This is a genomic window from Curtobacterium flaccumfaciens UCD-AKU (assembly GCF_000349565.1).
Lineage (GTDB): Bacteria > Actinomycetota > Actinomycetes > Actinomycetales > Microbacteriaceae > Curtobacterium > Curtobacterium poinsettiae.
Genome location: NZ_APJN01000018.1, coordinates 61399 through 84014 on the forward strand (window position 1 = coordinate 61399; position 22616 = coordinate 84014).

The 22616-nt window shown below is 67.9% G+C and carries 34 protein-coding genes; 1 reads left to right on the forward strand and 33 read right to left on the reverse strand.

Translation table 11 applies throughout. The features are described from left to right. The 7 genes from H489_RS20540 to infA all read right to left on the reverse strand — a co-directional run bounded on the left by H489_RS20540 (position 1) and on the right by infA (position 4469). Complete coding sequence (locus tag H489_RS20540) at positions 1-1119, reverse strand: FUSC family protein (RefSeq protein ID WP_017885504.1); 1119 nt, start codon at positions 1117-1119, stop codon at positions 1-3. Positions 1120-1260: 141 nt separating this feature from the next. Beyond that, complete coding sequence (gene rplQ / locus H489_RS20545) at positions 1261-1827, reverse strand: 50S ribosomal protein L17 (RefSeq protein WP_017885505.1); 567 nt, start codon at positions 1825-1827, stop codon at positions 1261-1263. 63 nt (positions 1828-1890) lie between these two features. Continuing rightward, a complete protein-coding gene (locus H489_RS20550) occupies positions 1891-2886 on the reverse strand; it encodes a DNA-directed RNA polymerase subunit alpha (protein WP_017885506.1) in 996 nt (331 codons plus the stop codon). A 205-nt stretch (positions 2887-3091) separates the two neighbouring features. Next, positions 3092-3490 carry a 30S ribosomal protein S11 gene (rpsK, locus tag H489_RS20555; protein WP_017885507.1) on the reverse strand — a complete coding sequence of 133 codons (399 nt, stop codon included), beginning with the start codon at positions 3488-3490 and terminating at the stop codon, positions 3092-3094. A 9-nt stretch (positions 3491-3499) separates the two neighbouring features. After that, complete coding sequence (rpsM, locus tag H489_RS20560) at positions 3500-3874, reverse strand: 30S ribosomal protein S13 (protein ID WP_017885508.1); 375 nt, start codon at positions 3872-3874, stop codon at positions 3500-3502. Between the two features lie 186 nt (positions 3875-4060). Further along, on the reverse strand, positions 4061-4177 hold the full coding sequence (gene rpmJ, locus H489_RS37185) for a 50S ribosomal protein L36 (protein ID WP_022903266.1): 117 nt from the start codon (positions 4175-4177) through the stop codon (positions 4061-4063). Between the two features lie 70 nt (positions 4178-4247). Beyond that, positions 4248-4469 carry a translation initiation factor IF-1 gene (gene infA, locus H489_RS20565; RefSeq protein WP_017885509.1) on the reverse strand — a complete coding sequence of 74 codons (222 nt, stop codon included), beginning with the start codon at positions 4467-4469 and terminating at the stop codon, positions 4248-4250. A gap of 296 nt (positions 4470-4765) precedes the next feature. Between infA and H489_RS20570 the strand changes: the two genes are divergently transcribed. Further along, positions 4766-6073: an LCP family protein gene (locus H489_RS20570; protein WP_017885510.1), complete on the forward strand. Its 1308-nt coding sequence runs from the start codon at positions 4766-4768 to the stop codon at positions 6071-6073. Between the two features lie 142 nt (positions 6074-6215). On the opposite strand, the gene map is transcribed toward H489_RS20570, so the two are convergent. From map to tuf, 26 genes are all read right to left on the reverse strand, one after another. Beyond that, complete coding sequence (gene map / locus H489_RS20575) at positions 6216-6995, reverse strand: type I methionyl aminopeptidase (RefSeq protein ID WP_042537634.1); 780 nt, start codon at positions 6993-6995, stop codon at positions 6216-6218. 59 nt (positions 6996-7054) lie between these two features. Continuing rightward, positions 7055-7645, reverse strand: a complete 591-nt coding sequence (locus H489_RS20580) for an adenylate kinase (protein WP_017885512.1) — start codon at positions 7643-7645, stop codon at positions 7055-7057. Continuing rightward, positions 7642-8964: a preprotein translocase subunit SecY gene (gene secY, locus H489_RS20585; RefSeq protein WP_017885513.1), complete on the reverse strand. Its 1323-nt coding sequence runs from the start codon at positions 8962-8964 to the stop codon at positions 7642-7644. The genes H489_RS20580 and secY overlap by 4 nt, the downstream gene beginning before the upstream one ends. A gap of 147 nt (positions 8965-9111) precedes the next feature. Beyond that, the gene (rplO, locus tag H489_RS20590; protein WP_017885514.1) at positions 9112-9576 is read right to left on the reverse strand and encodes a 50S ribosomal protein L15; all 465 of its coding nucleotides are present in this window, start codon (positions 9574-9576) and stop codon (positions 9112-9114) included. Then, positions 9573-9758: a 50S ribosomal protein L30 gene (rpmD, locus tag H489_RS20595; RefSeq protein WP_017885515.1), complete on the reverse strand. Its 186-nt coding sequence runs from the start codon at positions 9756-9758 to the stop codon at positions 9573-9575. Before rpmD ends, rplO begins: the two co-directional genes overlap by 4 nt. After that, positions 9758-10606 (reverse strand): 30S ribosomal protein S5, encoded by an 849-nt coding sequence (rpsE, locus tag H489_RS38560; protein ID WP_017885516.1) that lies wholly within the window; start codon positions 10604-10606, stop codon positions 9758-9760. The genes rpmD and rpsE overlap by 1 nt, the downstream gene beginning before the upstream one ends. Further along, positions 10603-10977 carry a 50S ribosomal protein L18 gene (gene rplR / locus H489_RS20605; protein WP_031259041.1) on the reverse strand — a complete coding sequence of 125 codons (375 nt, stop codon included), beginning with the start codon at positions 10975-10977 and terminating at the stop codon, positions 10603-10605. Before rplR ends, rpsE begins: the two co-directional genes overlap by 4 nt. A 2-nt stretch (positions 10978-10979) precedes the next feature. Continuing rightward, complete coding sequence (gene rplF, locus H489_RS20610) at positions 10980-11516, reverse strand: 50S ribosomal protein L6 (protein WP_017885518.1); 537 nt, start codon at positions 11514-11516, stop codon at positions 10980-10982. Between the two features lie 6 nt (positions 11517-11522). Then, positions 11523-11921, reverse strand: coding sequence for a 30S ribosomal protein S8 (rpsH, locus tag H489_RS20615; protein ID WP_017885519.1), 399 nt, complete (start codon positions 11919-11921; stop codon positions 11523-11525). Positions 11922-12074: 153 nt separating this feature from the next. After that, the gene (gene rplE / locus H489_RS20620; protein WP_017885521.1) at positions 12075-12665 is read right to left on the reverse strand and encodes a 50S ribosomal protein L5; all 591 of its coding nucleotides are present in this window, start codon (positions 12663-12665) and stop codon (positions 12075-12077) included. Continuing rightward, positions 12665-13024, reverse strand: a complete 360-nt coding sequence (gene rplX / locus H489_RS20625; RefSeq protein WP_017885522.1) for a 50S ribosomal protein L24 — start codon at positions 13022-13024, stop codon at positions 12665-12667. The genes rplE and rplX overlap by 1 nt, the downstream gene beginning before the upstream one ends. Positions 13025-13027: 3 nt before the next feature. After that, a complete protein-coding gene (gene rplN, locus H489_RS20630; RefSeq protein WP_017885523.1) occupies positions 13028-13396 on the reverse strand; it encodes a 50S ribosomal protein L14 in 369 nt (122 codons plus the stop codon). Positions 13397-13427: 31 nt separating this feature from the next. Continuing rightward, positions 13428-13712: a 30S ribosomal protein S17 gene (gene rpsQ / locus H489_RS20635; protein WP_017885524.1), complete on the reverse strand. Its 285-nt coding sequence runs from the start codon at positions 13710-13712 to the stop codon at positions 13428-13430. After that, positions 13712-14032: a 50S ribosomal protein L29 gene (gene rpmC, locus H489_RS38565; RefSeq protein WP_017885525.1), complete on the reverse strand. Its 321-nt coding sequence runs from the start codon at positions 14030-14032 to the stop codon at positions 13712-13714. Before rpmC ends, rpsQ begins: the two co-directional genes overlap by 1 nt. Continuing rightward, positions 14032-14451, reverse strand: coding sequence for a 50S ribosomal protein L16 (rplP, locus tag H489_RS20645; RefSeq protein WP_017885526.1), 420 nt, complete (start codon positions 14449-14451; stop codon positions 14032-14034). The genes rpmC and rplP overlap by 1 nt, the downstream gene beginning before the upstream one ends. 2 nt (positions 14452-14453) lie before the next feature. Continuing rightward, positions 14454-15266: a 30S ribosomal protein S3 gene (rpsC, locus tag H489_RS20650; RefSeq protein WP_017885527.1), complete on the reverse strand. Its 813-nt coding sequence runs from the start codon at positions 15264-15266 to the stop codon at positions 14454-14456. After that, a complete protein-coding gene (rplV, locus tag H489_RS20655; protein WP_017885528.1) occupies positions 15266-15658 on the reverse strand; it encodes a 50S ribosomal protein L22 in 393 nt (130 codons plus the stop codon). Before rplV ends, rpsC begins: the two co-directional genes overlap by 1 nt. Positions 15659-15683: 25 nt before the next feature. Then, positions 15684-15965, reverse strand: a complete 282-nt coding sequence (gene rpsS, locus H489_RS20660; protein ID WP_017885529.1) for a 30S ribosomal protein S19 — start codon at positions 15963-15965, stop codon at positions 15684-15686. Positions 15966-15976: 11 nt separating this feature from the next. Then, on the reverse strand, positions 15977-16816 hold the full coding sequence (rplB, locus tag H489_RS20665) for a 50S ribosomal protein L2 (protein WP_017885530.1): 840 nt from the start codon (positions 16814-16816) through the stop codon (positions 15977-15979). Positions 16817-16834: 18 nt separating this feature from the next. After that, positions 16835-17134 carry a 50S ribosomal protein L23 gene (gene rplW, locus H489_RS20670; protein ID WP_017885531.1) on the reverse strand — a complete coding sequence of 100 codons (300 nt, stop codon included), beginning with the start codon at positions 17132-17134 and terminating at the stop codon, positions 16835-16837. Continuing rightward, positions 17131-17790 (reverse strand): 50S ribosomal protein L4, encoded by a 660-nt coding sequence (gene rplD, locus H489_RS20675; RefSeq protein ID WP_027466730.1) that lies wholly within the window; start codon positions 17788-17790, stop codon positions 17131-17133. Before rplD ends, rplW begins: the two co-directional genes overlap by 4 nt. 2 nt (positions 17791-17792) lie before the next feature. Further along, positions 17793-18449, reverse strand: coding sequence for a 50S ribosomal protein L3 (gene rplC, locus H489_RS20680; protein WP_017885533.1), 657 nt, complete (start codon positions 18447-18449; stop codon positions 17793-17795). Between the two features lie 12 nt (positions 18450-18461). Beyond that, positions 18462-18770, reverse strand: coding sequence for a 30S ribosomal protein S10 (gene rpsJ, locus H489_RS20685; RefSeq protein ID WP_017885534.1), 309 nt, complete (start codon positions 18768-18770; stop codon positions 18462-18464). A 521-nt stretch (positions 18771-19291) separates the two neighbouring features. After that, positions 19292-20119 carry a DarT ssDNA thymidine ADP-ribosyltransferase family protein gene (locus tag H489_RS0118055; protein WP_017885535.1) on the reverse strand — a complete coding sequence of 276 codons (828 nt, stop codon included), beginning with the start codon at positions 20117-20119 and terminating at the stop codon, positions 19292-19294. A gap of 79 nt (positions 20120-20198) precedes the next feature. Further along, positions 20199-21176, reverse strand: coding sequence for a DNA topoisomerase IB (locus H489_RS20690; RefSeq protein ID WP_017885536.1), 978 nt, complete (start codon positions 21174-21176; stop codon positions 20199-20201). A 173-nt stretch (positions 21177-21349) separates the two neighbouring features. Continuing rightward, a complete protein-coding gene (gene tuf, locus H489_RS20695) occupies positions 21350-22537 on the reverse strand; it encodes an elongation factor Tu (protein ID WP_017885537.1) in 1188 nt (395 codons plus the stop codon). Positions 22538-22616: the final 79 nt, after the last annotated feature.

Consider the following 22616-nt stretch of genomic DNA (forward strand, 5'->3'; position numbering starts at 1 on the left):
TCAGCCGCGCGGCCGACCGAACGCTGACGGGCCCGTGCGGGTGTCGAGGTCGTCGGTGGCGCGTCGCTCGGACTCGACGATCCCACGCAGGGCGACGAGCGCGGCCGACGTGACGGCGACGTGGGAGGGGTTCTCGCGCGAGGCGTCGAGCGCTTGCTCGAGGTCGGCGATCGCCGCCTCGGCCTGGTCCTCCGGGGAGTCGCCGCGGATCGTGCTGGCGATCTTCCGGACCGCCTCGGCGATGGGCGTGGCGAAGGCGGGGTCCGGCCGCCCGACGCCCTCGGACACCGGGCCGGAACGTGCCACGAGCTCGGTGAGGTCCGTCGTGTACCAGGCGACCCGTTCCAGCGCGCGGAAGCGTCCACCGTCCTTCTGGAGCCGCGCGCGGGATCCGCGCAGGGCACCGCGGGGGTTGAGCCGTCGGCTCTCGTGCGCGATCGCCACGCGCGATCGCACGTCGGCGATGGCGCGGTCCAGGCGGTCCTGCTGGTGGTCCCACGCCTTCTCGTCGCGCTTGCCCTCCTCGAGCACGGCAGCCAGGCCGTCGAGGTGGTCGGCGAGCACGCCGTTCACCGCGTCGATGCGGTGTTCGGCGTCCCAGAAGTGCAGCGGCGGGAACACCAGGAAGTTGACGAGCAGCCCGACGACCACGCCCACGGCCATCTGCACCAGGTACCCGAGCGAGTAGCCCTCGGCGTGCGCGCCGCCGACGAGCAGCACGAAGAGCGCCGCGGTGGACACCCACGAGCTGCCCTCGCCCAGCACGCGGAACCCACCGACGAGCACACCGACGCCGACCGCCAGGGCGATCGCCAGGAAACCGGGGTCCCCGACCCACATCGTGAACCCGGCGATCAGGATGCCGAGCGCGATCCCGACCAGGGTCTGCACGCCGCTCCGGATGCCCGCGAACACCGTGGTCTGCATCGCGACGACGGCACCGAGCGGTGCGTAGTAGGGGTACTCGGCCGCGACGCCCGGCATGTGCTGCGCCACGAACCAGGCGATCACCGCGGCGGCAGCGGCCTTGCCTGCGTGCAGCAGGCGCGGTTGCGTGCCCGAGGTCCGGCTCCACCGCCAGACCCGTGTCCCCAGACCCGCTACGTGCTGGAACGCCATGACTTCCCTCCGTCGCACCCGGCCGGTGACGTTACGCCGAGCCGTCGGTGAGCGCGACCAGCCTCGGGCACGACGAAGCCCCCGCGACCTGGGTCGCGGGGGCTTCGTCGTGGTGGTGCAGCGCGCCAGGGGCGCACCGGACTACTTGGTGTCGGCGTCGTCCGACTTCTCGGCGGCGTCGGCCTCGACCTCGGCAGCTGCCTCGGTCTCGGACTCGGTCTCGACCGGGGCGGACGCCTCGGTGGTCTCGGTCTCCTCGACCGGGGCCTCCTCGGTGGTCTCGTCGGCGGCCGGGGCGGCAGCAGCGGCCGGAGCCGAGTTGCGCTTGACCGGAGCGGGCGTGCTCGAGACGGGCTCGAGGACGAGCTCGATCGACGCCAGCGGGGCGTTGTCGCCCTTGCGGAAGCCGAGCTTCGTGATGCGGGTGTAACCACCCTGGCGGTCCTCGACCTGGGGGGCGATCTCGGTGAACAGCGTGTGCACGACGGACTTGTCGCGCAGGATGCTGATCACACGACGACGCGCGTGCAGGTCGCCGCGCTTCGCGAACGTGATGAGACGCTCCGCGACCGGACGGAGGCGCTTGGCCTTCGTCTCGGTGGTCGTGATGCGACCGTGCGTGAAGAGGGCGTTGGCGAGGTTGCTCAGGAGCAGGCGCTCGTGGGCGGGACCGCCACCGAGGCGGGGGCCCTTGGTGGGCTTCGGCATGTCAGTTCTCCAGTGGTGAAAGTGGTGCGCGCGGTGTCAGCGCGCTTGCGCGTGAGCGCGAGGTCAGTTGTTGGACTCGTCCTCGTCGTACCCGCTGTAGAAGTGGGCGCCGTCGAATCCGGGGACGGTGTCCTTGAGGGACAGGCCGAGCTCGGTGAGCTTGTCCTTGACCTCGTCCACCGACTTCTGACCGAAGTTGCGGATGTTCATGAGCTGCGTCTCCGACAGGGCGACGAGCTCGGACACCGTGTTGATGCCCTCCCGCTTCAGGCAGTTGTAGCTGCGGACCGACAGGTCGAGGTCCTCGATCGGGGTCTGCAGTTCGTTCGAGAGCACGGCGTCGACCGGCGCGGGGCCGATCTCGATGCCCTCGGCCGCCGTGTTGAGCTCGCGAGCGAGCCCGAACAGCTCGACCAGCGTGCGACCGGCCGACGCGATGGCGTCGCGCGGCGTGATGGCCGGCTTCGCTTCGACGTCGACGACCAGGCGGTCGAAGTCCGTGCGCTCACCGGCACGCGTCGCCTCGACGCGGTAGGTGACCTTGAGGACGGGCGAGTAGATCGAGTCGATCGGGATCTGACCGGCTTCGCTGAACTCGGAACGGTTCTGCGTCGCCGAGACGTAGCCACGGCCACGCTCGATCGTCAGCTCGAGCTCGAAGCGCGCGGTGTCGTTCAGGGTCGCGATGACGAGTTCCGGGTTGTGGATCTCGACGCCGGCCGGAGCGGAGATGTCCGCTGCGGTGACCTGACCGGCACCCTGCTTGCGCAGGTACGCCGTGATGGGCTCGTCGTGCTCGCTGGAGACGACCAGGCTCTTGATGTTGAGGATGATCTCGGTGACGTCTTCCTTGACACCGGGAACGGTGCTGAACTCGTGGAGGACGCCGTCGATGCGGATGCTGGTGACAGCCGCGCCGGGGATCGAGGAGAGGAGCGTGCGGCGCAGCGAGTTGCCGAGGGTGTACCCGAAGCCGGGCTCGAGCGGCTCGATGACGAAGCGCGAGCGGTGCTCGGAGATCGGCTCCTCGGTCAGGGTGGGGCGCTGTGCAATGAGCACTGTGGGATTCCTTTCGGCGAAGTGTCCGCTATATGACACTTGGCGGTACGACGGGGCCGCATGGGCCCCGACGGGTCTGTTGAGTTGTGATCACGCGCACACACGTGCGCGATCGAACGACCAGGAATGGCCGCGGGCCCTGCCCGCCCTCGCCGGAACTGATCCGGTCAGGGGACGAGCAGGGCGCGGCCGGTTGCTCCTCGCGTCAGACGCGGCGGCGCTTGGGCGGGCGGCACCCGTTGTGCGCCTGCGGCGTGACGTCGTTGATCGAGCCGACCTCGAGGCCAGCGGCCTGGAGGGAACGGATCGCGGTCTCGCGACCCGAACCCGGGCCCTTCACGAAGACGTCGACCTTCTTGACGCCGTGCTCCTGCGCCTGACGCGCAGCGGACTCGGCAGCGAGCTGCGCCGCGAACGGCGTCGACTTGCGCGAACCCTTGAAGCCCACGGCACCCGAGGACGCCCAGCTGAGGACGGCACCCGACGGGTCGGTGATGCTGACGATCGTGTTGTTGAACGTGCTCTTGATGTGGGCCTGGCCCACAGCGACGTTCTTCTTCTCCTTGCGGCGCGGCTTGCGCGCGGCAGTCTTGGGGGTAGCCATCGGGGTCTCCTATCGAGCCTTCTTCTTGCCTGCCACGGTGCGCTTCGGTCCCTTGCGGGTACGAGCGTTGGTCTTGGTGCGCTGACCGCGCACCGGGAGACCACGACGGTGGCGAAGACCCTCGTAGCTGCCGATCTCGACCTTGCGTCGGATGTCGGCGGCGACCTCACGGCGGAGGTCACCCTCGACCTTGAAGTTGCCCTCGATGAAGTCACGGAGGGCGACGAGCTGGTCGTCGGTCAGGTCCTTGACGCGGATGTCACCGGAGATACCGGTCTCCGTCAGTGCCTGGACGGCGCGGGTACGGCCGACGCCGTAGATGTACGTGAGTGCGATCTCCACGCGCTTCTCGCGCGGGATGTCGACGCCTGCTAGACGTGCCATGTGATGGCTGCTCCTGTTGTCGATGGAGGTGTGGCGCAGTACCGGTGCTCGGGCCTCCGCCCCGAGGTGTCCCCCGGCCGTCGTGCGGTCGGGTTCTGGTACTGCGTTGTCGATCTTCAGTTGTGGGTCGTGCTCGAGCAGCCTGGTGTCCGAGGGACACCGTCGGCGCCGGTCACGCGCCCGGGACTAGCCCTGGCGCTGCTTGTGACGCGGGTTGCTCTTGCAGATCACCATGACGCGGCCCTTGCGGCGAATCACACGGCAGTGTTCGCAGATGGGCTTGACGCTGGGGTTGACCTTCATGGTTCTTTCCTCGTGCTCGCTGGCTTCGTGCTCGGCAGGATTGCCGTGCCGTTCCTTTCCAGCTCGCGGATCACTTGTAGCGGTAGACGATCCGGCCGCGGGTCAGGTCGTACGGGCTCAGCTCCACGATCACGCGGTCCTCGGGGAGGATGCGGATGTAGTGCTGGCGCATCTTCCCGGAGATGTGCGCGAGGACCTTGTGTCCGTTCGTCAGCTCAACGCGGAACATCGCGTTGGGCAGAGCTTCGAGCACCGAGCCTTCGATCTCGATGACGCCGTCTTTCTTGGCCATAGCCTCACTGTCGCTTGGTTGTGGAACAGGTGTGATCCCCGAACCGGTCTGCGGGTCGGTCGCCACACCCGAGAGGGCATGACACACCAAACATCGATCTTATGTGGTAAACCCGCAATTGCCAAGTGGGGGCGCGGAACACCCCACGTCTGGGGCTTCCGGAGCAGTGTCTGAGCGTTCCACAGTGGTTTGACGGCGCGCTCCGGGTGCGCTCATGCGTGCGAACCGTAGTTTTGCTCCGCAGCCACGTCCGCCGCGCCAGCAGCCAACGCGTCGGACCACCGAACGGAGAACACGTGCCCGACGCCACACGACGCCCCTTCGCCAGTCACGGCAAGCAGGCCCGTCGCCGGGGTTGGGGCACGCTCGTCACCGTCGTGGCGTCCGCCGTCGCCGTCCTGCTCGTCAGCGGCACGAGCGTCGCCGCGATCGCCGGCGCACAGCTGTCGTCCGCTCCCCGCACCGTCGCGCTCAGCACCGACGACCAGAGCACCGCGAAGACCGCCGACATCTCGGCGATCAAGGGCGGGGCGAACATCCTGCTCATCGGCAGCGACACCCGTGTCGGCCAGTTCGACTCCGACGAGGACGTCGAGGGCGCTCGCAACGACGTCACGATGCTCATCCACATCTCGGCCGACCACCAGCAGCTCACCGCGGTCAGCTTCCCCCGTGACCTGATGGTCCCGATCCCGGCGTGCACGAACCCCGCGACCGGCACGACCTACCCCGCCGCCACGTCGGCGATGTTCAACACCGCACTCGGCAACGGTGGTGTCTCCTGCGTCGTGGACACGGTCGAGAACCTGACCGGCCTGAGCATCCCCTACGCCGGCCTGATCACCTTCGACGGTGTCATCGAGATGTCGAACGCCCTGGGCGGCGTCGACGTCTGCGTCGCCCAGCCGATCGACGACACGTTCACCGGCCTGCACCTGACGAAGGGCTCGCACTCGCTCCAGGGCACGGACGCCCTGGCCTTCCTGCGCAGTCGCCACGGTGTCGGGGACGGCAGCGACCTGGCCCGGATCAGCTCGCAGCAGGTGTTCCTCTCGGCGCTGCTCCGCAAGGTCACCTCGGACGGCACCCTCTCGAACCCCATCACGCTCTACAAGCTGGCCGGTGCCGCGCTGTCCAACATGACGCTCTCCGACGGGCTGGCGCAGACCGGGACACTGGTCAAGCTCGCCGCCGCCCTGCGTGGGATGAGCACGGCCAACATGCTCTTCGTGCAGTACCCCGTCGTCGACGACCCCGCCGACAACGCGCGCGTGGTCGTCGACCAGGAGACCGCGCACACGCTCAACGTGGCGCTGCAGAACGACGTCCGGTCCTCGCTGAGCGACTCGAGCACCGGCCGGGCGTCCGAGGAGTCGACGTCGAGCGGCGGATCGTCGGGCACGACCGGGTCGTCGGGGTCGTCGGGGTCGTCGGGATCGTCGGGAACGTCGGGAACGTCGACTGGCGGTTCGTCGCCTGCCGGCACCCCCGCACCCTCGTCGAGCGCAACGGCCACCCGGACGCCGGCCGCGTCGGCGACACCGCTGCCCTCGTCGATCACCGGGCAGAGCGCCTCGGAGCAGACCTGCTCCGTCGGCAACTGACGGCCGCCGCCGTCGGTCGCCCACCTGCACGGTCCGCCTGACGCGCCCTGAGCGCGCGCCGCACACACGGGGACCCGGCGGGGCGGACCCGGGCCGCGCCTCCAGGTCGTCAGGCCATCAGGCCCAGCCCTGGAGGCCCGCCCTACGGGATCGGGACGGGCGTCACGCCCAGCGGGGCCAGGCCCCGTGCGCCGCCGTCGGCGGCGGTGAGCACCCAGATGCCGGACGCGTGCACCGCGACGCTGTGCTCCCAGTGGGCGGCGTCCTTGCCGTCCAGCGTGCGGACCGTCCAGTCGTCGTCGTCCGTCGAGCTGTCGATCGACCCGGCCGTGACCATGGGCTCGATGGCGACCACCAGGCCGGGCTTGACGGCCGGACCGGCGCCACGGACGCGGTAGTTGAAGACGGGTGGTTCCTCGTGCATCGACCGGCCGATGCCGTGGCCGGTGTAGTCCTCGACGATGCCCCACGAACCGGTCTCGTCGATCGCGTCCTCCACCGCCGAGCCGACCTCGTGCAGGTTCTTGGCGCTGGCCAGTGCTGCGATGCCGTGCCAGAGCGACCGCTCCGTCGTGTCGCAGAGCGCCTGCCGAGCCACCGTGACCGTCTCGTCGCCACCGGGGACGACGGTCGTGAAGGCGCTGTCGCCGTTCCAACCGTCGACCTCGGCACCGGCGTCGACCGACACGATGTCACCGGGCGCGAGCACGCGGTCGCCGGGGATCCCGTGCACGATCTCGTCGTTCACCGAGACGCACAGGGTGTGGCGGTAGCCGGGGACGAGCTGGAAGTTCGGGATGCCGCCGCCGTCGCGGATCGTGCGCTCCGCGATCACGTCGAGCGCACCGGTGGTGACGCCGGGACGGATCGCTGCACGGACGGCGTCCAGCGCCTCAGCCGTCAGCAGCCCCGGGCGGACCATCGCCCGGAGCTCGTCCGGGGTCTTGTAGATCGAGGGCTTCCGGAACCGCACCACGCTGGTCAGACGGCCGCGGCGAGCCCGCGACCCGACAGTGCGGTCTGGATCCGGTCGCCGACCTCGTCGATGCCGCCGAGGCCGTCGACGTCGACCACCAGGCCACGCTCGCCGTACGCCGCCACGATGGGCGCCGTCTGCTCGGCGTAGACCTGCTGACGACGACGGATCGTCTCCTCGTTGTCGTCGCTGCGGCCCTGGTCCTCAGCACGCTTCAGCAGGCGACCGACGAGCTCGTCCTGGTCCGCGACGAGCTGCACGACGGCGTCGATCCCGGTGCCCTGCTCAGCGAGCAGTGCGTCGAGGTACTCGACCTGGCCGACAGTCCGGGGGTAGCCGTCGAGCAGGAACCCGTTCTCGGCGTCCGGCTCCTGCAGACGGGACTTGACGAGCTCGTTCGTGAGCGAGTCCGGCACGTAGTCGCCGGCGTCCATGATCGCCTTCGCCTGGACGCCGAGGGGCGTGCCCTCTGCCACGTTCTTGCGGAAGATGTCCCCGGTCGAGATGGCGGGGATCCCGAAGGACTCGGCGATGCGGCCGGCCTGGGTGCCCTTCCCGGCTCCGGGAGGTCCGACGATGATGAGACGTGCGCTCAACGGAGAAGCCCTTCGTAGTGACGCTGCTGCAGCTGGGAGTCGATCTGCTTCACGGTCTCGAGACCGACACCCACGATGATGAGGATGCTCGCGCCACCGAACGGGAAGTTCTGGTTCGCGCCGAACAGCGCCAGTGCTGCCAGCGGGATGAGCGCGATGAGACCGAGGTAGAGCGAGCCGGGCAGCGTCACCCGGGTGAGGACGTAGTCGAGGTACTCGGCGGTCGGACGCCCGGCACGGATGCCGGGGATGAACCCGCCGTACTTCTTCATGTTGTCGGCGACCTCTTCGGGGTTGAAGGTGATCGCCACGTAGAAGTACGTGAACCCGACGATGAGCAGGAAGTACAGGACCATGTAGAACCAGTTGTCACCCGAGGTCAGGTTGTTCTGGACCCACGTCACCCACGCGGCCGGCTCGGAGCCGTCGGAGGGCTGGTTGAACTGCGCGACCAGGGCCGGCAGGTACAGCAGCGACGAGGCGAAGATGACGGGCACGACGCCGGCCATGTTCACCTTGATCGGGATGTACGTGTTGTTGCCGCCGTACGTCCGCCGCCCGACCATGCGCTTGGCGTACTGCACGGGGATCCGGCGCTGTGACTGCTCCACGAACACGACGGCCATCATGATCACGAGTCCGACGAGGATCACGAACAGGAAGAGTTCGAAGGACTGCGACTGCTCGATCGCCCAGAGCGCCGACGGGAACTGCGCCGCGATCGACGTGAAGATCAGGAGCGACATGCCGTTGCCGATGCCGCGCTCGGTGACGAGCTCGCCCATCCACATGATGATGCCGGTGCCGGCGGTCAGCGTGACGACCATCAGCATGATGGCGTACCAGCTGTCGTTCGAGATGATCGACGTGCAGGAGGCGGAGGCGTTGGTGCCGAACAGGGCGCCGGAACGAGCGACCGTGATCAGGGTCGTGGACTGCAGGACGCCCAGCGCGATCGTGAGGTACCGCGTGTACTGCGTCAGCTTCGCCTGGCCCGACTGGCCCTCCTTGTAGAGGGTGTCGAAGTGCGGGATGACCACGCGCAGCAGCTGCACGATGATCGACGACGTGATGTACGGCATGATGCCGAGCGCGAAGACCGAGAGCTTCAGCAGCGCGCCGCCGGAGAAGAGGTTGATCAGGTCGTAGAGGCCGCCGGAGGACGACGCGCTGGCGAGACAGCTCTGCACAGCGGTGTAGTCGACGAACGGTGCCGGGATGTACGACCCGAGACGGAACAGCGCGATGATCGCGAGGGTGAAGCCGATCTTCTTGCGAAGATCAGGGGTGCGCATGATGCGCGCGACCGCTCTGAACACGATGACTCCGAACTTGTGGGACCGGGGCCGTCGATCGCGGCCGGACCGGTTTCGGTCGGCAGGGCCGACCCGGCTGGCGGATGCCGGCCACTGTCAAGGAAACCGTAACGGCGGCCCGTGCGCAAACGCACGGGCCGCCGACGGGGGTTACTGGGAGACGGTGCCGCCAGCAGCCACGATCTTCTCGGCGGCGGACGCCGAGACCTTGTCGACCGCGACCGTGATCTTCACGGTGATGTCACCCTGACCGAGAACCTTGACCTTCTCGTTCTTGCGGACGGCGCCCTTGGCGACCAGGCCCGCAACGGTGACGTCGCCACCATCGGGGTAGAGCTCCGAGATCTTGTCCAGGTTCACGACCTGGTACTCGACCCGGAACGGGTTCTTGAACCCGCGGAGCTTCGGGGTGCGCATGTGCAGCGGCATCTGCCCACCCTCGAAGCCGACCCGGACCTGGTAACGGGCCTTCGTGCCCTTGGTACCACGCCCAGCGGTCTTGCCCTTCGAGCCCTCACCGCGACCCACACGGGTGCGGTCCTTCTTGGCGCCCTCTGCGGGACGGAGGTGGTGCAGCTTCAGCACCTGCACGCGCTCGTTCTTCTCGTCGCTCATGCGTCGACCTCCTCGACCTTCACGAGGTGCGCCACCGTCGCGATGTACCCGCGGTTCTGGGAGTTGTCCTCACGCTCGACCGAACGGCCGATGCGCTTGAGGCCCAGGCTGCGCAGGGTGTCGCGCTGGTACTGCTTCTCGCTGATAACGGACTTGATCTGCGTGATCTTCAGCATCGCCATCACGCACCTGCCTTCTCGGTCGCGGCACGCAGGGCTGCGGCCTCGGCCTGGAGCAGACGGGCCGGGACGACCCGCTCGACGTCGAGGCCACGACGGCTCGCGACGGCGCGGGGCTCCTCGAGCTGCTTCAGAGCCTCGACGGTCGCGTGCACGATGTTGATGGTGTTCGACGAGCCGAGCGACTTGCTCAGCACGTCGTGGATGCCGGCGCACTCGAGCACGGCGCGGACCGGACCACCGGCGATGACACCGGTACCGGGGCCTGCCGGACGCAGGAGGACGACGCCAGCGGCGGCTTCACCCTGCACCGGGTGCGGGATCGTGTTGCCGACGCGGGGGACGCGGAAGAAGTTCTTCTTCGCCTCTTCGACGCCCTTGGAGATCGCCGTGGGGACCTCCTTGGCCTTGCCGTAGCCGACGCCCACGAGGCCGTTGCCGTCGCCGACGACGACGAGCGCCGTGAAGCTGAAGCGACGACCACCCTTGACGACCTTCGACACGCGGTTGATGGTCACCACGCGCTCGAGGAACTGGCTGTCGCCACCGCGGTTGTTGCGGTCACGGCCCTGCTGACGGTCACGACCGCCACCACGACGGCCACGGTTGTCAGCGGAGTCGCGGTTGTTGGACGCGGAACCCGCGGCGGTCTCGACCGGACGCTCGGCGACGGCAGGTGCCTCCGCCTCCTTGCCGGTCTTGGCGCCCTCGGCAGGTGCCTCGGCGGTCGCATCGGTGGCCGTGGCCTCCGTGCTCGCCTCGGTGGCCTCCGTGGTCTCGACTGCCTCGGTCTCCGTGGCCTCGACGGCCTCGGTCTTGGCGTCTTCGTTGGTGTTCGCGTTGTCGCTCACAGGTTCAGCCCTCCTTCACGGGCACCATCGGCGATCGCGGCGACGCGACCGGCGTACTTGCTGCCACCGCGGTCGAAGACCACGGCCTCGACGCCAGCCGACTTCGCGCGCTCGGCGAGGAGCTCACCGACGCGACGGGCCTTGGCGGTCTTGTCGCCGTCGAACGAGCGGAGGTCTGCCTCCATCGTCGAGGCGCTGGCGAGGGTGTGACCCTTCGCGTCGTCGATGACCTGCACGAACACGTGACGCGACGAGCGGGTGACGGCGAGACGGGGACGAGCCTCGGTGCCGGTGATCTTCTTGCGGAGACGGTTGTGACGACGCGCCTTGGCGGCCGCCTTGCTCTTGCCTCGTGTCTTGAGGAGTCCCATGATCACTTACCTGACTTTCCGGCCTTGCGGCGCACGTTCTCGCCGGCGTAACGGACACCCTTGCCCTTGTAGGGCTCGGGCTTCCGGAGCTTCCGGATGTTCGCGGCGACCTCGCCGACAGCCTGCTTGTCGATACCGGCGACGGTGACCTTGTTGTTGCCCTCCACCGCGAAGCTGATGCCCGCCGGCGGCTCGACCGTGATCGAGTGGGAGTACCCGAGCGCGAACTCGAGGTTCGAGCCCTTGGCCGCGACACGGTAACCGGTGCCGACGACCTCGAGGCCCTTGGTGTAGCCCTGGGTCACGCCGATGATGTTGTTGGCGATGAGGGTCCGGGTCAGTCCGTGGAGCGAACGCGACTCGCGCTCGTCGTCCGGACGGGTGACGAGGACCTGGTTCTCCTCGACCTTGGCCTGGATGGGCTCCGCGATGACGAGCGCGAGCTCGCCCTTCGGGCCCTTGACCGCCACGTTCTGACCGTCAACGGAGACGGTGACGCCGGCGGGGATGTCGATGGGGAGACGTCCGATTCGTGACATTGTCGATCACCACACGTAGGCGAGGACTTCCCCACCCACGCCCTTCTGCTCGGCTTCGCGGTCGGTCAGGAGGCCGGAGGAGGTCGAGAGGATCGCCACACCGAGGCCACCGAGGACCTGGGGGATCTCCGTCGACTTCGCGTAGACCCGGAGGCCCGGCTTCGAGACGCGCTTGATGCCGGCGATCGAACGCTCGCGCTCGGGGCCGTACTTCAGGTCGATGGTGAGGGTCTGCCCGACTCGGGCGTCCTCCACCTTCCACTCGCTGATGTAGCCCTCACGCTTGAGGATGTCGGCGATGTTCTTCTTGAGCTTGGAGCTCGGGAGCGCGACTGCGTCGTGGTGCGCGGAGTTCGCGTTCCGCAATCTGGTCAGCATGTCTGCGACCGGATCGGTCATCGTCATGATGTTCGTCCATTTCTCGCCTGGTTTCGACACCCGTTCCACGAATGCCGACCTGAGCGATCGAGTGATCCCGGGGCGGTTCCCCGAGATCGGTGTGTTCGTGCGTGCGGGCCGGAGGACGTGAATCCTCCGGCCCGCACTGCTCGAAGTAGCTTAGACCGTCTGCTCGTTGGAGCGGAACGGGAAGCCGAGCTGCCGGAGCAGCGCGCGTCCCTCGTCGTCCGTCTTCGCGGTGGTCACGACAGTGATGTCGAAGCCGCGGACACGGTCGATGCGGTCCTGGTCGATCTCGTGGAACACGGACTGCTCCGTGAGACCGAACGTGTAGTTGCCGTTGCCGTCGAACTGCTTGTCGCTGAGACCGCGGAAGTCGCGGATGCGGGGCAGTGCGAGCGTGACCAGGCGGTCGAGGAACTCCCACGCGCGGTCACCACGGAGGGTGACGTGCGCGCCGATGGCCTGACCCTCGCGCAGCTTGAACTGTGCGATGGACTTGCGGGCGACGTTCACCTGGGGCTTCTGACCCGTGATCGCCGTGAGGTCCTTGATGGCCCCCTCGATGATCTTCGAGTCGCGAGCTGCCTCACCGACACCGGTGTTCACGACGACCTTGACCAGGCCGGGGACCTGGTTGACGTTCGCGTAACCGAACTGCTCGGTGAGGGCCGTCTTGATCTCGGCCAGGTACTTCTGCTTGAGGCGCGGCTGGATCTTGCCAGCGGGCGCAGCAGTCGTGTCAGTCATCAGAGCTTCTCACCAGACTTCTTCGCGTAGCGGACACGGACGGTCTTCTTGACGCCGTCCTTCTCCACCTCTTCGGTGCGGAAACCGACACGCGTCGGCTTCTTCGTCTTCGGGTCGACGAGCGCGACGTTCGAGACGTGGATCGAGGCTTCGTGCTGCTCGATGCCACCGGTCTTCGAACCACGCTGCGTCTGGCCGACGCGGACGTGCTTCGTGACGAAGTTCACGCCCTCGACGACGACGCGGTTCTTGTCCTTGAGGACCTCGATGACCTTGCCCTGCTTGCCACGGTCGCCGCCACGCTCCTGCGTCGCGCCCGTGATGACCTGGACGAGGTCACCCTTCTTGATGTTCGCCATGGCTTACAGCACCTCCGGCGCGAGCGAGATGATCTTCATGAACTTCTTGTCACGGAGCTCGCGACCGACCGGACCGAAGATGCGCGTACCGCGCGGGTCGCCGTCGGCCTTGAGGATCACTGCCGCGTTCTCGTCGAACTTGATGTAGGAGCCGTCCTGACGACGGGTCTCCTTCTTGGTGCGAACGATGACGGCCTTGACGACGTCACCCTTCTTCACGTTGCCGCCGGGGATGGCGTCCTTCACCGTGGCGACGATGACGTCACCGAGGCCGGCGTAGCGACGACCCGAGCCACCGAGCACGCGGATGGTCAAGATCTCCTTGGCACCCGTGTTGTCGGCGACCTTCAGGCGGGATTCCTGCTGAATCACTGCTGTCTCCTATTCCGAAGCAGGCCGAGGCCTACTTGGCCTTCTCGAGGATCTCGACCAGGCGCCAGCGCTTGGACGCGCTGAGGGGACGGGTCTCGCTGATCACGACGAGGTCGCCGACACCAGCGGTGCCGAGCTCGTCGTGGGCCTTCACCTTGGACGTACGACGGATGATCTTGCCGTAGAGCGCGTGCTTCACGCGGTCCTCGACCTCGACCACGATGGTCTTGTCCATCTTGTCGCTCGTCACGTAGCCGCGACGCGTCTTGCGGTAGCCGCGAGTGAGGGCGGCGGAGTTCTTCTCTTCGTTCGCCATTACTTCTCCTCGGCGGTCTCGGCCTCGGTCGACTCGGCCGGCTTGTCAGCCTTCTTCGTCGTCTTCTTGGCCTTGGGGGCGGTCTCGACGGGCGCGGGAGTGGCACGGATGCCGAGCTCGCGCTCGCGGAGGACGGTGTAGATGCGGGCGATGTCGCGCTTGACGGCACGGAGACGACCGTGGCTCTCCAGCTGGCCGGTGGCCGACTGGAAGCGGAGGTTGAAGAGCTCCTCCTTGGCCTTCTTCAGCTCGTCAGCGAGACGCTCGTTCTCGAACGTGTCGAGCTCCGTCGGACGGAGCTCCTTGGAACCGATCGCCATTATGCGTCGCCCTCCTCGCGCTTGATGATGCGTGCCTTGAGGGGCAGCTTGTGGATTGCACGAGTCAACGCCTCGCGGGCGATCTCCTCGCTGACGCCGGAGAGCTCGAAGAGCACCCGGCCCGGCTTCACGTTCGCGACCCACCACTCGGGCGAACCCTTACCGGAACCCATGCGGGTCTCGGCGGGCTTCTTGGTCAGCGGACGGTCCGGGTAGATGTTGATCCAGACCTTGCCACCACGCTTGATGTGACGCGTCATGGCGATACGAGCGGACTCGATCTGACGGTTGGTCACGTACGCCGGGGTGAGGGCCTGGATGCCATAGTCGCCGAAGCTGACCTTGGTACCACCGGTTGCCTGACCCGAACGCTTCGGGTGGTGCTGCTTGCGGTGCTTGACTCGACGGGGAATAAGCATGGTTACGCCTCAACTCCTGCGCCGGCCGGCGCGTCCTGCGGGGCCTGCTGCGGGCGACGGTCACCGCGGTCGCCGCCACGACGGTCGCCGCCACGGTCTCCACGCTCACCGCGCGGGCCGCCACGACGCTCGGGGCGCGACGAACGCTGGTTCGCCTGCTCGCGAGCGAGCTCCTTGTTCGTGATGTCGCCCTTGTAGATCCAGACCTTCACGCCGATGCGGCCGAACGTGGTCCGGGCCTCGTAGAAGCCGTAGTCGATGTTCGCGCGGAGCGTGTGCAGCGGCACACGGCCTTCGCGGTAGAACTCCGAACGCGACATCTCGGCGCCGCCGAGACGACCCGACACCTGGATGCGGACACCCTTGGCGCCGGCGCGCTGTGCACCCTGCAGGCCCTTGCGCATGGCGCGACGGAACGCGACACGAGCGGAGAGCTGCTCGGCGATGCCCTGCGCGACGAGCTGGGCCTCGGTCTCGGGGTTCTTGACCTCGAGGATGTTCAGCTGGATCTGCTTCTTGGTGAGCTTCTCGAGCTCACCGCGAACGCGCTCCGCCTCGGCGCCGCGGCGGCCGATGACGATGCCCGGACGAGCCGTGTGGATGTCCACGCGGACACGGTCACGGGTGCGCTCGAGCTCGATGCGTGCGACACCGGCGCGGTCGAGGGTCTTCTTCAGGTACTCGCGCACCTTGATGTCCTCGGCCACGTAGTCGGCGTAGCGCTGACCGGCCTTCTTGCTGTCGGTGAACCAGTGCGAGACGTGGTCCGTCGTGATCCCGAGACGGAAACCGTACGGGTTGACCTTCTGGCCCATTAGTTGCTCGCCTTCTTGCTCGTCGCGGCAGCCTCGACCTCGTCCGGCGTCGCGAGGACGACCGTGATGTGGCTGGTGCGCTTGTTGATGCGGAAGGCGCGGCCCTGGGCGCGCGGCTGGAACCGCTTCAGGGTCGTGCCCTCGTCGACGAAGACGCGGCTCACGTAGAGGTCGCGCTCGTCGAGGAAGCTGTTCGTCGAGTCCGCCTTGACCCGTGCGTTCGCGATCGCCGAGGCGACCAGCTTGTACACGGGCTCCGAAGCGCCCTGGGGGGCGAACTTCAGGATGGCGAGGGCCTCGTGGGCCTGCTTGCCGCGGATCAGCTCGATGACGCGACGGGCCTTCTGAGGCGTGACGCGGATGTGTCGCACGCGTGCGATCGACTCCACCATTTCGTTCCTCCTCTGCGTCGCCGCCTCAGCGGCGACGGCCCTTCTTGTCGTCCTTCACGTGACCACGGAAGGTGCGGGTCGGCGCGAACTCGCCGAGCTTGTGACCGACCATCGACTCGGTGACGAACACCGGGATGTGCTTGCGGCCGTCGTGGACGGCGATCGTGTGCCCGAGCATGTTCGGGACGATCATCGACCGACGCGACCACGTACGGATCACGTTCTTGGTGTTGGCCTCGTTCTGCGTGACGACCTTGCGGAGCAGGTGCTCGTCGACGAAGGGGCCCTTCTTCAGACTGCGTGGCATCTTCTGAACTCCTACTTGCGCTTCTTGCCGGCGTTACGGCGACGGACGATGAGCTTGTCGCTCGGCTTGTTCGGCTTGCGCGTACGGCCCTCGGACTGGCCCCAGGGGCTGACCGGGTGACGACCACCGGACGTCTTGCCCTCACCACCACCGTGCGGGTGGTCGACCGGGTTCATGGCGACACCACGAACGGTCGGGCGGACGCCCTTCCAGCGCATGCGGCCGGCCTTGCCCCAGTTGATGTTCGACTGCTCGGCGTTGCCGACCTCGCCGATCGTGGCGCGGCAGCGTGCGTCGACGTTGCGGACCTCGCCCGACGGCAGACGGAGCTGCGCGTAGGGGCCGTCCTTGGCGACGAGACGCACCGAGGCGCCCGCGGAGCGGGCCATCTTGGCGCCGCCACCGGGGCGGAGCTCGATGGCGTGCACGACGGTACCCACGGGGATGTTGCGCAGCGGCAGGTTGTTGCCGGGCTTGATGTCGGCGCCGGGGCCCTGCTCGACGACGTCGCCCTGCTTCAGCTTGTTCGGCGCGATGATGTACCGCTTCGTGCCGTCCACGTAGTGCAGGAGCGCGATGCGCGCAGTGCGGTTGGGGTCGTACTCGATGTGAGCGACCTTGGCGTCGACGCCGTCCTTGTCGGAGCGACGGAAGTCGATCACGCGGTACTGGCGCTTGTGGCCACCACCGATGTGACGCGTGGTGATACGGCCGGAGCTGTTGCGACCACCGGTCTTCGGCAGCGGACGAAGCAGTGACTTCTCCGGAGTCGAACGGGTGATCTCAGCGAAGTCGGCGACCGACGAGCCGCGACGACCGGGGGTCGTCGGCTTGTAGTTACGAATAGCCATGATTTATCCCTCTGGTCCTCAGCCGACAGCCGTGAAGATGTCGATCGAACCGGACTTGAGCGTCACGATGGCGCGCTTGGTGTCCTTGCGCTTGCCGAGACCGAACTTGGTGCGACGGGTCTTGCCCGGGCGGTTCAGCGTGTTGATGCTCGCGACCTTGACGTTGAAGATCTTCTCGATGGCGAGCTTGATCTCGGTCTTGTTCGAGCGGGGGTCCACGATGAACGTGTACTTGCCCTGGTCGATGAGCGCGTAGCTCTTCTCCGAGACGACCGGCGAGATGACGACGTCGCGCGGGTCCTTGTTGAAGCCGCTCATGCGGTGATCTCCTTCGCGGTCTTCGACGCGATGAAGGCGTCGAGGGCGCTCTTGCTGAAGACGACGGCGTCCGAACGCAGCACGTCGTAGGCGTTGAGCTGGCCGTACGAGAGCGCGTGGACGTTCGACAGGTTGCGGATCGACTTGAGCGTCAGCTCGTCGTCCGTCTCGAGCACGACGAGCACGTTCTTGACGGGCGCGACCTTCTCGAGGAGCGTGCGGGCGGTCTTGGTCGACGGCAGTTCAGCCGCGACGAAGCCCTCCACAGCGGAGATGCGGCCACCGCGGGCGCGGTCCGAGAGCGAGCCGAGCAGAGCAGCGGCGATCATCTTCTTCGGGGTGCGCTGCGAGTAGTCACGCGGGGTCGGTCCGTGGACGACGCCACCGCCGGTGTGCTCCGGAGCACGGACGGAACCCTGACGGGCGCGGCCGGTGCCCTTCTGCTTGAACGGCTTGCGACCGGCACCGCGGACTTCGCCGCGGTTCTTGGTCTTGTGGGTGCCCTGACGCGCGGCTGCGAGCTGCGCGGTGACGACCTGGTGGATCAGCGGGACGTTGGTCTCGACGTCGAAGAGAGCTGCGGGGAGCTCGACGGTGCCGGACTTGGCACCCGATGCGTCGAGGACGTCGATCGTGGTTGCGGTCGTGGTGGCCATGATCACTTACCCTTCACGGCGGTGCGGACGAAGACGGAGCGGCCACGAGCACCGGGGACGGCGCCCTTGACGAGCAGCAGACCCTTCTCGGCGTCGACGGCGTGCACCGTGAGGTTGAGGACGGTCACGCGGTCGCCACCCATACGACCGGCCATGCGCATGCCCTTGAAGACACGCGACGGGGTCGAGGAAGCACCGATCGAGCCGGGCTTGCGGTGGTTGCGGTGCGCACCGTGCGAGGCGCCGACGCCGTGGAAGCCGTGGCGCTTCATGACACCGGCGAAGCCCTTGCCCTTGGAGGTACCGACGACGTCGACCTTCTGGCCCGCCGTGAACGTGCTGTCCACGGTGAGCTCCTGGCCGAGCGTGTACTCAGCGGAGTCGTTGGTACGGATCTCGGTGAGGGTGCGACGCGGGGTCACGCCAGCGGCCTCGAAGTGGCCAGCGGCCGGCTTGTTGACCTTGCGCGGGTCGATGGCACCGGCGGCGATCTGGATCGCCTCGTAGCCGTCGCGCTCAGCGTTGCGGATCTGGGTGACCACGTTCGGGCCGACCTCGATCACGGTGACGGGGATGAACTTGTTGTTCTCGTCCCACACCTGGGTCATCCCGAGCTTCTTGCCGAGGAGGCCCTTGACGGTCTTGGTTGAGTTCGCCATTGGTCAGCCCCCTTACAGCTTGATCTCGATGTTGACGTCGGCCGGCAGGTCGAGTCGCATGAGCGAGTCCACGGCCTTCGGCGTCGGGTCGACGATGTCGATGACCCGCTTGTGCGTGCGCTTCTCGAAGTGCTCGCGCGAGTCCTTGTACTTGTGAGGGGAACGGATCACTGCGATCACGTTCTTCTCGGTGGGGAGCGGCACCGGGCCGACCACGGTTGCACCGGCACGGGTCACCGTGTCGACGATCTTCCGGGCCGACGTGTCGATGACCTCGTGGTCATACGACTTGAGCCGGATGCGGATCTTCTGTCCCGCCATGTGTCTCTTGTCCTCTCTGCGCCGCGCACCCTCTGGCCGCCTGACGCCGCTCGGTTCCGCATTCCTGCGGACCGTGCTGTTTTCCTGAACCAACCGGCCGCATCCACTGGGGATGACCGCTGTTCACCTGTCAACCTCGCGGGCGACCGTGGCCGTCCAGCGTGGGCAATCGACTGCCTCGTGCTCCGGGCGCAGCAGTGGTGCACCGCGTCCGTCACATCTCGGGGAGTCGTGTTCTGCTGCCTGCGGCCCAACCCAGCCCTGCTGAACAAGGGGGTTGTGCACTGCCAGAGCAGTGATCCTGTGGGCGTACACCCACGGGGAATTCGGAACCGGACAAGTCTCGCATAGCCCCGGCCCACGTGCAACCCGGGCGTGTCGCGAATTGCCGGGCGTGTCCCGCCGGCTCGCTTGCCCGGATCCACGGGGATCGGACGGTCTGGAGGCCCGGCTCGGCCCCGCAACGCAACGCACCCTCCGGACGTGGTCCGGAGGGTGCGTCGAGACGGGTCAGGAGACCGTCACTCGGCGGTCACCGGGGGCACGAACCACGGCGGGAAGACGGCCACGCGGGGAGCGTGTCCGCCGTGGTCGGCGAGCACGGCGCGGACGGTCTGCCGGGCCTTGTCGTTCGGCACACCGATCACGGCCACCGAGGTGAACGGCACGCTCGGACCGGCGAGCAGCTCGAGGCCGTGCATCTCCGGGTCCGTGAAGTCGGTGCGACGGATCAGGTTCGTGCCGGCGTCGGGGCCGACGGCGAACCGGACGTCGTCGGCGTCGGCGTCCTGGTCCGCGACGATCACCGAGGCGCCGAACGCCGAGACCGGCACGACGAGCACCACGTAGTCGATCGCGCGGGTGCGACGGGCGGCATCGGACCAGCGCTCACCCTCGGCGCCCGTGCGGAGCTCGTCCCACCGCGTCGCGTCGGGCGACAGCGTGAACGGCACGTGCCCGGCGATCGAGGAGCCGTCCGGTGCCTCGGCCTCGGCACGTGCGGCACGGGTGCCGGCGGAGCTGACGTCCACGACGGGCTCGGCCTGGTCAGCCGCCAGGATCGCGCCGGCGCCGACGATGCCGTCGAGGTTGTCGATGTGGGTGACGTGGTGGGCACGGAGCGCTGCGAACTCACGTGCCTCGGGCAGGTCGGCGGACGACGAACGGAGCGACGTCGGCGACCGGAGCGACGTGTTCGGCCCGGAGGCCGGCGGGTCGACGCGCAGGTTGGTGGTGATGCGGGTCCGGCGTGGTGCCGGGGTGGCTGGGATCTCCGACGCCTCGCGCTGCCGGGGTGCGCAGATGTCGCAGAGCTCGGTGGGGAAACCGTGGATGCACTCGTCGGTCACGACTGTTGTGGGTCCTTCCGTGCCGTGTGGGGTGGTCCGGCACGTCGACCAACGCTACGTCATCCGGACGGCCCCCGGGTCATTGTCGGTAGAGCAGTGCCCGGACCTCGGCCTCGGCGGACGCCAGGCGGTCCGGATCGATGGTCTCCCCGTGGTCGTACGCATCGAGCAGACGGGGGTCGATGTAGCTCTGTCGGCACACCGTCGGGGTGTTGCCGAGCTCGTCGCTCGCGGCCTTCACCGCGTGTGACACGGCCTTCTTCCGCTTGGCCTGGGATGACTGCGGCCCGGTCTTCGCCAGGTCGACCGCGGCCGCGACCGTCCCGTGCAGGGTCCGGAAGTCCTTCGCGGTGAACTCGTCGCCGGCACGTTCCTTCACGTAGGCGTTGATGTCCTCGGCGGAGAGCGGCTCCCACTCCGCCCCACGGCGCTCGCGGAACGACAGCAGACGCGCATTGGGTCCGCGTCGCTTCATGCCGGCGATGACCCGCGCCAGGTCGTGGTCGTGGATCGACGACGACCACTCCTGCCCGCTCTTGCCGGGGAAGTCGAGTTCGATGTCGTCGCCGGACACGTGGGCGTGCGCGCAGAGCAGCGTGGACAGCCCGCGGCTGCCGTGCTCGGTGGCGTACCGCTCGGACCCGACCCGGAGCGACCCCTGGTCGAGCATCCGGAAGGCTGCGGCCAGCGCGCGCCGGCGGTCCGGTTCCGGCCGGCGGAGGTCTTGTGTGACACCGCGACGGGCGACCGGCAACGACTCCGCCAGCGCGAGCGCGCGGTCGTACTTGATCCGGTCCATCCGTTCACGCCACGACGGGTGGTACATGTACTGGCGACGGCCAGCACCGTCCGTGCCCGTGGCCAGGATGTGGCCGTTCGGGTACGGCGAGATCCAGACGTCGTCCCACGCCGGCGGGATCACGAACTCCTCGAGCCGACGGCGCTCGTCCGGATCGGTCACGGTCTTGCCGTCGGGGTCGCGGAACGAGAAACCGCGTCCGGAACGGACGCGGTGGTAGCCGCGACCGGAGGTCGCGGATCTGCGGAGGCGGGTCACGTGCCCGAGCCAACTCCGTGAAGCCTGTGACGGGTCACGGGGCGGACAGGAGGCCCGTGGCCGACCACGCCCCGTTCCTCCTGTCCGGCGCCCTGTACGGCGCGCCAGTGGCCGGGTACGACGAAGCGGGGCCGGACCCGAAGGCCCGACCCCGCTGTCGCAAGGAACCGGAGTTACTTGATGATCTTCTCGACCGTACCGGCGCCGACCGTACGACCACCCTCACGGATGGCGAAGCGGAGGCCCTCTTCCATGGCGATCGGCTGGATCAGCTCGACCGTCATGGCGACGGTGTCACCGGGCATGACCATCTCGGTGCCCTCGGGCAGCGTGATGACGCCGGTGACGTCCGTGGTGCGGAAGTAGAACTGCGGGCGGTAGTTCGCGTAGAACGGGTTGTGACGCCCACCCTCGTCCTTGGTCAGGATGTACGCGTTCGCCTGGAACTCGGTGTGCGGCGTGACCGAACCCGGCTTCACGACGACCTGGCCGCGCTCCACGTCCTCGCGCTTGAGGCCACGGATGAGCAGACCGGTGTTGTCACCGGCGACCGCGGAGTCGAGCAGCTTGCGGAACATCTCGATGCCCGTGACCGTGGTCTTCTGCGTCGCGCGGATGCCGACGATCTCGACCTCGGCGTTCAGGTTGAGCGTGCCACGCTCGACGCGACCGGTGACGACGGTGCCACGACCGGTGATCGTGAAGACGTCCTCGATCGGCATCAGGAACGGCTGGTCGGTGGCGCGCACCGGGTCCGGCACGTGCTCGTCGACCTGGGCCATGAGGTCCTGGACCGACTTGACCCACTTCTCGTCGCCCTCGAGCGCCTTGAGCGCCGAGACCTGCACGACGGGGGCGTCCTCGTCGAACTGCTGCGAGCCGAGGAGCTCGCGGACCTCGAGCTCGACGAGCTCCAGGATCTCCTCGTCGTCCACCATGTCGGACTTGTTCAGTGCGACGACGATGTAGGGAACGCCGACCTGGCGGGCGAGCAGGACGTGCTCACGCGTCTGGGGCATCGGGCCGTCGGTGGCGGCGACCACGAGGATCGCGCCGTCCATCTGTGCCGCACCCGTGATCATGTTCTTCACGTAGTCGGCGTGACCGGGGGCGTCGACGTGCGCGTAGTGACGCTTCTCGGTCTGGTACTCGACGTGCGAGATGTTGATCGTGATGCCGCGCTGGCGCTCCTCGGGAGCGTTGTCGATCTGCGCGAAGTCGCGGGCCTCGTTGAGGTCCGGGTACTGGTCGTGCAGAACCTTGGTGATCGCCGCCGTGAGCGTGGTCTTGCCGTGGTCGACGTGACCGATGGTTCCGATGTTGACGTGCGGCTTGGTGCGCTCGAACTTGGCCTTGGCCACTGTGGGTCCTCCTCAGGACTCGGAAGCGTCACCCCCGGCCGGCCCTGGATGGGCTCGGAACCGTGGGTGCGCGGTGTGT